Origin of the sequence: Kineococcus glutinatus, assembly GCF_039542765.1 — a bacterium.
GTDB lineage: Bacteria > Actinomycetota > Actinomycetes > Actinomycetales > Kineococcaceae > Kineococcus_A > Kineococcus_A glutinatus.
This window is the reverse complement of sequence record NZ_BAABIL010000451.1, coordinates 1-8,337: the sequence shown is the minus strand read 5'-3', so window position 1 is coordinate 8,337 and position 8,337 is coordinate 1. Positions and strand designations below refer to the sequence as shown.

At 75.8% G+C, this 8,337-nt stretch carries 5 protein-coding genes and 1 pseudogene; all 6 read right to left on the bottom strand.

Annotated features, from left to right (window positions below):
* On the bottom strand, window positions 1-425 hold a 425-nt coding region (locus ABEB16_RS15830), incomplete at its 3' end, for a TolB-like translocation protein (RefSeq protein ID WP_486335991.1).
* Between the two features lie 82 nt (window positions 426-507).
* A complete protein-coding gene (locus tag ABEB16_RS15825; RefSeq protein WP_345713188.1) occupies window positions 508-1,596 on the bottom strand; it encodes a methyl-accepting chemotaxis protein in 1,089 nt (362 codons plus the stop codon).
* Between the two features lie 681 nt (window positions 1,597-2,277).
* A pseudogene (locus tag ABEB16_RS15820) lies at window positions 2,278-3,168 on the bottom strand (carbohydrate ABC transporter permease); the annotation flags it as partial.
* The gene (locus ABEB16_RS15815; protein WP_345713187.1) at window positions 3,165-4,118 is read right to left on the bottom strand and encodes a carbohydrate ABC transporter permease; all 954 of its coding nucleotides are present in this window, start codon (window positions 4,116-4,118) and stop codon (window positions 3,165-3,167) included. The gene ABEB16_RS15815 and the pseudogene ABEB16_RS15820, both read right to left, overlap by 4 nt.
* 197 nt (window positions 4,119-4,315) lie before the next feature.
* Window positions 4,316-6,133 (bottom strand): putative bifunctional diguanylate cyclase/phosphodiesterase, encoded by a 1,818-nt coding sequence (locus ABEB16_RS15810; RefSeq protein ID WP_345713186.1) that lies wholly within the window; start codon window positions 6,131-6,133, stop codon window positions 4,316-4,318.
* Window positions 6,134-6,271: 138 nt separating this feature from the next.
* The gene (locus tag ABEB16_RS15805; RefSeq protein ID WP_345713185.1) at window positions 6,272-8,218 is read right to left on the bottom strand and encodes a glycoside hydrolase family 127 protein; all 1,947 of its coding nucleotides are present in this window, start codon (window positions 8,216-8,218) and stop codon (window positions 6,272-6,274) included.
* Window positions 8,219-8,337 lie beyond the last annotated feature (119 nt).

Genomic DNA, 8,337 nt, shown 5'->3' with positions numbered 1-8,337 from the left:
AGGGTCGGTGCGGACAGCACGAGCCGGTCGGCGTCCCGGGCGGTGACCACGCCGGTGACCCCGCCGGGCCGGGTGGCCCGCCCGGCGGCCTCCCCGCCCTCCGGTGCCAGCCGCCACAGCGCCGCGGGCGCGTCGTCGCCACCCTCGCCGGGCCCGGCGTCCGGGTCGGGGCGCGCGGAGGTGAACAGCAGCGAGCCGTCGGCGGCGAACACCGGACCGCTCTCCCCCTTGGCGCTGCGCGTCAGCCGGCGCGCGGGCCGCTGCCCGGTCGGGTCGACCTCCCACAGCGCGCTGACGTGCGCCGTCGCGCCGGGGCCGAGCACCGCGGCCGTCGTCACCAGGCGTCGCCCGTCCGGGGACAGCGCCAGCCCGGCGACGCGGGGCAGGGCGAGGAAGTCGTCGAGGCTGGCGAAGGGCGTCGGCACCGTCCGGTTCTACCGGACGGTGCCGACGGGCGCCCCGACGACGGGTGAGCGGAGGGCGGGACGGGAGTCACCCGCCGGTGGCTCAGACCCGGAACGCCCCCGCGGCCTCGCGCAGCCGGGTCGCGGTGGCGGTGAGCGCCGCCACGGTCGCGGTGACCCGGGCGACGTCGGCGCCGCCGTCCTCGCTGGAGCGGGCCACCGCGGCCACGCCGTCGGCGATCTCGCGCGTGTTGTGGGCGGCCTCGTCGACGTTGCGGGTCATCTCCGCGGTCGTGGCGGTCTGCTCCTCCACCGCCGCGGAGATCGTCATCTGGTGGTCGTCGATCTGGGCGATGATCTCGGAGATCTGCGCGATCGAGGCGACGGCCTCGGCGGTGCCGGCCTGGATGGCGGCGACCTTGGCGGCGATGTCGCCGGTGGCCGCGCCGGTGGACTGCGCCAGCTCCTTGACCTCGCCGGCCACGACGGCGAAGCCCTTGCCGGCCTCCCCGGCGCGGGCGGCCTCGATGGTCGCGTTGAGCGCCAGCAGGTTCGTCTGCTCCGCGATCGCGGTGATCGTCTTGACGACGCTGGCGATCTGCTCGGACGCCTCGCCCAGCGCGCTGACCGTGGCGCCCGTGCGCTGGGCGGCCTCCACGGCCTGCCGGGCGACGCCGGCGGCCATCGCGGTGCCCTGCGCGATCTCCGCGATGGCCTGGCCCATCTCGGCGGAACCGACGGACAGGGTGTCGACGCTGCGGGACACCTCCGCCGCGGAGCCGGAGACGGCACCGGCGCGCTCGACGACCTCGGAGGTGGAGCCGGCCAGCCGCTGCGCGGTGCCGGTGAGGCCCTCGGCCATCTCGGCCACCTCGTGGGCGCCGGCGCTGACGCTGCGGACGGTCTCGCGGGTGCTGGCCACGGCCTCGGACAGCGCCGCGCCCATCGCGGTGAACTCGTCGCGGCCGTCGACGGCCGGGGTGACGGTCAGGTCGCCCGCGGCGACGGCGCGCAGCTCGGTGACGGCCCGGCCCAGCGGCGCCGTGATGCTACGGGTCAGGGCGACGAGCAGCAGCACGGCGAGCACGACGGCGACGGCGAGCACGGTGACGACGAGGGTGCGCAGCTCCTGGGTCTGCGCCTCCCCGGCGGCGGTGGCGGCGGCCGAGCGCGCGTCGACGGAGTCGTCCATCTCCTGCGTCTGCTCCAGGATCTCCCCGTAGATCACCCAGGCGACGTCCATGGTCTCCGCGTCGCCGCCGGGGACGTCGCCCGCGCGGTAGCGCGCGACCGAGGCCTCCTCGGAGGCGAAGTAGTCCTCCCAGTTGGCGACGATCGCCTCGTGGACGGTGCGCTCGGCGGCGCTCATGTGCTCCACCGGCGCCGCCTCCAGCTCCTCCAGCAGCGCGGCCTTGCTGGCGAGGAACCCGGCGCGGTTGGCGGAGCCGTCCGCCAGCGCCTCCTGCGCCCCGAGCCGGTAGACGTCCCAGGCGTAGGCGGCCTGCCAGCCGCTGACGTCGGCGTTGTAGAAGCGCTGCCCCTCGACGTAGCCGGTCAGGGTGTGCAGGTCGCGCAGCTGGCGGGCGGTGTCGCGCTGCTGGGCGAAGCCGAGGAGCGCCACGCCCGCGGTGACGGCGAGGAGCACGACGACGAGGCCGACGGCGACGGCCAGCCGGGTGCCGACGCGCAGGCGGCGGAGCAGGGCGGTCAAGGGGGTGCCTCCGGGCGGGGGGTGCGGCGGTGGTGGACGGGGTCCGGGACCGGCATCGGCACCCGGCGCCGGGGGCTTGAGGCGGGCCCGGGCACGGGAGCGCCGGCGGCGCCGTGTCGGCGGGTGCGGGGAGGATGCCCGGGTGAGCGCCCCCCCGACCCCGCCCGGCGCCTCCCCCGCGGACAGGCCCTGGACGAGGAACTTCTGCACGTAGGCGAAGACCAGCACGACCGGCACGACGGCCACGACGCCGCCGGCGGCCAGCGCGCCGAAGTCCACGCTGTACTCCCCCAGCATGTAGCTCAGCCCCACCGGGATCGTGAACTGGTCCTGGGAGTTGAGGAACATCAGCGCGAAGAGGAAGTTGTTCCAGGAGCCGATGAAGGCGAAGGAGCTGATGGCCACGATGCCCGGCCGCAGCAGCGGCAGCACCGTGGCGCAGAAGCCCCGGAAGCGGCCGCAGCCGTCGATCCAGGCCGCCTCCTCCAGCTCCACCGGGATGTTGCGGATGAAGCCGGCCATGAGGATGAGCGAGAGCGGAAGCCCGAAGACCGTGTCGGCCACCACGATGCTCCACAGCGAGTTGATGAGGCCGGTGGCGCGGAAGACGTCGAACAGCGGGATGAGCATCATCGCGCCGGGCACGAACTGCGTGCACAGCATCGCCACCATGAAGGCCGCCTTGCCGCGGAACGAGAAGCGCGCCAGCGCGTAGCCGCCCAGCAGCGAGATCACCGTCGTGATGGCCAGCGTCAGCACCGCGATGACCGCGGAGTTGACGAAGAAGGTGGCGAAACCCGCACCGTTCCACACGGTGGCGAAGTGCTCGAAGGTGATCGGCCAGGGCACCAGGGCCGTCGACCCCGTCTCGCGGAAGGCGAAGAGCAGGATCCAGTAGAACGGCACGAGGGTGAACAGCAGGTAGGCGCCCAGCGGCGCGTAGATCGCCCACCGGGGGGCGCGGCGCGCCCTGGCCAGCCCGTCCCCGCGCACGGCCGGTGGCCGGGCGAGGGTCGGCGAGGTGGGCGGGGGCAGCGTGGGTGCGGTGCTCATGCCTTGTCCTCCCGGCCCGCGCGGACGAGCCACAGATAGGTGACGGAGAAGACGGCCAGGATCGCGAAGGCTGCCATCGTCAGCGCCGAGCCGTAGCCGAACTCCTTGGCGTCGACCGCGGTGCGCGCCACGTACAGCGGCAGGGTCATCGTCGCGTTCCCCGGCCCGCCGCCGGTGAGGGTGTAGAGCAGGTCGACGTTGTTGAACTCCCACACCGCGCGCAGCAGCGTCGAGAGGATGATCGCGTTCTTCAGGTGCGGCAGGGTCACCGACCAGAAGCGGCGCAGCCGCCCGGCGCCGTCCACCTCGGCCGCCTCGTAGAGGTCGCCGGAGACCGACTGCAGGTCGGCCAGGATGAGGATGGCGAAGAACGGCACGCCCCGCCACAGCTCGGCCAGCACCGCGGCCCAGAAGGCGGAGGTGGAGTCGATGAGCGGGCTGGTGCCGTACTCGCCGATGCCGAGGTCGGCGAGGTAGCGGCCGAAGCCGGTGGTGGGGTTGTAGATGAGCAGCCAGATGGTCGTCGTCAGCACCCCGGAGACGGCCCAGGGCGAGAAGACGAGCGCCCGGGAGACCGCGCGGCCGACGAACGTCTCGTTGATGATGAGGGCCAGGGCGAGGCCGAAGACGAGCTGCAGCCCGACCTCGACGACCACCCACTTCGCGGTGAAGGCCAGGGAGTCCCAGAACATCGGGTCCTCGAGCATCCGGGCGTAGTTGTCCAGCCCGACGAAGCCGTTGGCCCACGGCTTGGTGACGTTGTACTTGTACAGGCTGTACTGGACGACGGTCCCGATCGGGTAGACCAGGAAGACCGCGATGAGCAGAGCGGTGGGGGCGAGGAGCAGGTACGGCGTCCAGCGCTCGCGCCGGACCGGTCGGCGCCGCTCCTCGCCCGGGGGGGCGGGTGGTCCCTGTGCGGGGGTCGCACGGGTGCCGAGCACTGCCATGTGCCTCTCCGATCTGTGTGGCCGCATTGCCTCGGGAACCGGTTTCCCCAGTGAAGCCCATGCAGCGACGCCACGTCAATCGGGTGCGGCCCCGCGTCGGGAACCGGTCCCCGAGCGGGTGGCGGCCACGACGGGCACCGCGCCCGCACTGACTGCGGGGGGCGGCGGGGGTGCGGCGCGGGTGCGTCGGCGGGCGGTCAGCCGGACCCGGCGGCGAGCGCCGTGCGCAGCTGCGACAGCGCGCGGGGGCGGCCCAGCAGGTAGCCCTGGGCCTCGCGGCAGCCCAGGGCGTGCAGCCGCTCCAGCTGCTCGGCGGTCTCGACCCCCTCGGCGACGACGCGGGCGTCGATCCTCCTGCCCTGGTGGAGGATCGAGGCGACGACGGCCTCGCCCACCGGCTCGCACCCGAGGTCGCGCACGAAGGTGCGGGGGATCTTGACGACGTCGACGTCGACGTCCCGGCCGGCGCCGAACGCGCGGTGGCGGTCGGCGAAGCCGTCGACCGCGATGTGCACCCCGGCCTCCCGCAACCGCTGGGCGGCGCGCGCCGCGGCCCGCGAGGGCGCGGCGCCGGACCACGGGGTGCCGATCTCCAGGCAGAGGTCCCCCGGCGGCGTGCCGGTCCGGCGCAGGACGTCCTCGACGAGCTCCGGGAAGGCGGGGTGCGACAGCTGGGTGGGCGAGACGTTGACCGCCACCCCCCGCGGCGCCCCCGGCAGGCCGGCGACGCTGCGCACGTCGGCGCAGGCCCGCGCCAGCACCCACGCCCCCATCGGGACGATGAGGCCGGCGCGCTCGGCGGCGGCGACGACCTCCGCCGCGGCCACCGCGCCGCCGCGGCGCTGCTGCCAGCGCACCAGCGCCTCCGCCCCCGCCCAGCGGCCGGTGGCGAGGTCGACGACGGGCTGGTAGACGACGCGCAGGGCGCCGTCGGCGACCGCCGCGGCCAGCTCGGACTCCAGGGACGTGCGGTGGTGACCGGCGGCCAGCGCCGCGGCGGCGCGGCCGGGCACGAGGGAGGGGTTGCGCTTGGCGACGTACATGGCGCGATCCGCCTCGCGCAGCAGGTCCTCCGGGGAGCGCTCGTCCGCCCCGGCGACGGCCACGCCGATGCTGGCCCCCACCTCGACCGCGCGGCCCTCGACGCGGAAGGGGCGCTCGAACGCCGTCGCCACCCGCCGGGCGACCCCCGCCATCTCGTCGGCGCCGGAGAGGCCCTCGCAGACGACGACGAACTCGTCGCCACCCAGGCGCGCCAGGGTGTCCCCGGGGCGCAGGAGCTCCCGCAGCCGGTCGGCGACCGCGACGAGCAGGAGGTCGCCGACGTGGTGGCCGTGGACGTCGTTGACGGCCTTGAACCCGTCGAGGTCGACGAACAGCACACCGGCCGCCGTCGCGGAGCGCTCGGCGAGCAGCAGCGCGCGGTCGAGCCGGTCGAGCAGGAGGGCGCGGTTGGCCAGGCCGGTGAGGGGGTCGTGCAGGCTGCGGTGCTCGTGCTCGGCGGCGCTGGCGCTGATCCGCTCGTGGGTGCGGGCGTTGACGACGTAGGCGGCCGCGACGTCGGCGAGGACCTGCGCCGCGCCGAACTCCGCGCCCCCCAGCTCCAGCGGCGCGTCGCCGTACAGGTCCAGGGCGCCGATCTGCTCGCCCTGCCAGCGCATGGGGAAGCTGACGACGGCGGCGAAGCCGGCGGCGGTGGCGGCCGCGGCGAAGCGCGCGAAGCGGTCGTCGGCCGCGAGGTCGGGCACCAGGACGGGCCGGCCGGTGCGGTACGCGTCGAGGCCGGGCCCCTCGCCGCAGCGGCGCTGCAGGCCCTCCACGCGCAGCAGCGCGTCGTCGGAGGCGGCGGCGAACTGCAGCGTCGCGCCCTCGGCCAGCACCACGCCGGCCCCCGTCACGGGGAGGACCTCCGGGACCCGCTGCACGAGGTGCTCGAGGATCGCGTGCACGGGGTAGTCGGTGACGAGGGTGTGCGCGAACTCCGCCAGGACGGACGTGAGCTGCTGCTGGTTCACCGAGGCCTCCCGCACAGACCTGCCGCGCACGGTCGTGGCGGAGCCTCATGCTACGTGGAGTGACGACCTGTTACGCCCTGAACACCGAGGGTTGATCACGGGAGGTGCCCCCGCCGCGGCCCGGCCCCGGCGCAGGCCTCAGGCCCGCGGCAGCCACACCCGCATCGCACCCGCGCCCCGGTTCGCCCACGCGTGGTAGGGCACCAGCTCGATCCCGAACCCCTCCCCCTCGGCGTCGGCGGCGGGCGCGTCGGCGGCCGGGCGGTACAGCGGGGCGCCGCCGTCGTGGCGGGCGGAGCGGCGCGCCGTCGTGCGCAGCACGGTCACCCCGCCGAGCAGCCCGGGGCGGTGCTCGGCCCGCGCGCCGCGCAGGGTGGCCACGTCGACGCGCAGGTCGTCCACGGCGACGGGGGCGGACACGTCGGCCTGCTCCGCGCAGTACACGAGCGGGCCGCGCTCGACGGCCACGCAGCCGCGCACCGCGTCGACGCGGGGGTCGGCCTCCACGACGCGCACGTCGAGCGGCAGCACGAGGACGAGCTCCTCGCCCACCGCCCAGGCGCGCCGCACCCGCAGGTGCTCCCCCGGCTCGGGGGTCAGCCGCCGCCCGGCGGCCGTCGCGGTCGCGCCCCGCGCCCAGCCCGGCACCCGCACGGCGAGCTCCCACTCCCCGGCCGCGCTCTCCTCCACCCGCACCCGCACGGTGCCGTCCCACGGGTAGTCGGTGCTGACGGCCAGCTCCACGCGACCGCCGGGCAGGTCGGCGCCGACGCGGCACGCGGTGAACTGGTGCAGCTGGACCCCGCCGCCGTCGCTGGTGGCCAGGTAGGCGTCGAGGCTGGACAGCGTCCGCATGACGTTGGGCGGGCAGCACGCGCAGTCGAACCAGCCGCGGCGGCCGTGGACCGCGCTGCGCTCCTCGTCGGCGTGGGCACCGCTGCGCACCTGCAGGGGGTTCACGTAGAAGTACTCGTCGCCGCCGAGGGACACCCCCGGCAGGAACGCGTTGTAGAGGGTGCGCTCGACGAGGTCGCCGTAGCGGGCCTCGCCGGTGGCCAGCAGCATCCGCTGAGCCCACTGCACGCTGCCGATCGCGGCGCACGTCTCGGCGTAGGCGCGGTCGGGGGTGAGCTCGTACTCGTCGCCGAAGCGCTCCTGGTCCCAGCGCGAGCCCAGGCCTCCGGTGACGTGGGTCTTGGTGGCGACCACGTGCTCCCACTGCCGCACCAGTGCCGCGAGCAGCTCGGCGTCGCCGTCCTCGGCGGCCACGTCGGCGGCACCGGCGGCGAGGTACACCGCGCGCACGGCGTGGCCCTCCGCGGTGGTGGCCTCCCGCACCGGCACGCGGTCGGAGAAGTAGGTGGGGTCCCCCCCGCGCGCGGTGGTGCCCCGGCCGCGGGCGTCGACGAACCAGCGCGCCAGGTCCAGGTACCTGCGCTCGCCCGTCTCGCGGTAGAGCTCGACGAGGCCCATCTCCACGATCGGGTGGCCGTCGACCTCCTCCCGCCCGCCGGGCCCGAAGGTGGCCACGAGGTGGTCGGCGAGCCGGACGGCGACGTCCAGCAGGGCCGTCTCGCCCGTGCAGCGCGACTGCGCGACCGCGGCCTGGAACAGGTGCCCGGCGCAGTAGTGCTCGTGGCTCCACGGCAGGTCGCGGTAGCGCTCGCCGCCGTCGCGGACCTGCACGACGGAGTCGAGGTAGCCGTCCGGGGCCTGGGCCGCGGCGACGAGCGCGGTCACCTCCCGGATCCGGCCCAGCAGCTCCTCCGACGGCTCGCGCCCGTACTCCCAGGCGGCCGCCTCCAGCCACTTGTGGACGTCGGAGTCCATGAACACCGGGCCGCGGACCTCACCGGTGGCGGTGCCGGCGGCGATGCGCAGGTTCTGCAGGTTGCCGGCGGACCCCAGCCGCTCGTAGCCGGTGCGGACGGCCCGCGACCGGTTGGCGCGCTGCCGCTCGGCCCAGAAGCCACCGGTGGTGCGGGCGGCGCCGAGCGGTACCGGGCGCAGCCGGACGGCGGCCCCCGCGGTGGGGGCGGCCGGTGCGGGCACGGCGCTGGGGAGCGCGCGGGGTGCGGTCGTCACGATCTCTCCTCCGGGGTCGGGACCCGCCCACCGGCGGCACCGGGCCGGCCGGTGCGCGAGCACGTCCGGGGCGACCGTAGGCCCGCCGGGAGCGCCCGGCCCGCCGGCACCGCCGCACG

Bases quoted from the DNA above. Each gene is read 5' to 3' on its own strand.
- ABEB16_RS15815 (WP_345713187.1), bottom strand. From the start codon at position 4,118: ATGGCAGTGCTCGGCACCCGTGCGACCCCCGCACAGGGACCACCCGCC.
- ABEB16_RS15825 (WP_345713188.1), bottom strand. From the start codon at position 1,596: ATGGACGACTCCGTCGACGCGCGCTCGGCCGCCGCCACCGCCGCCGGG.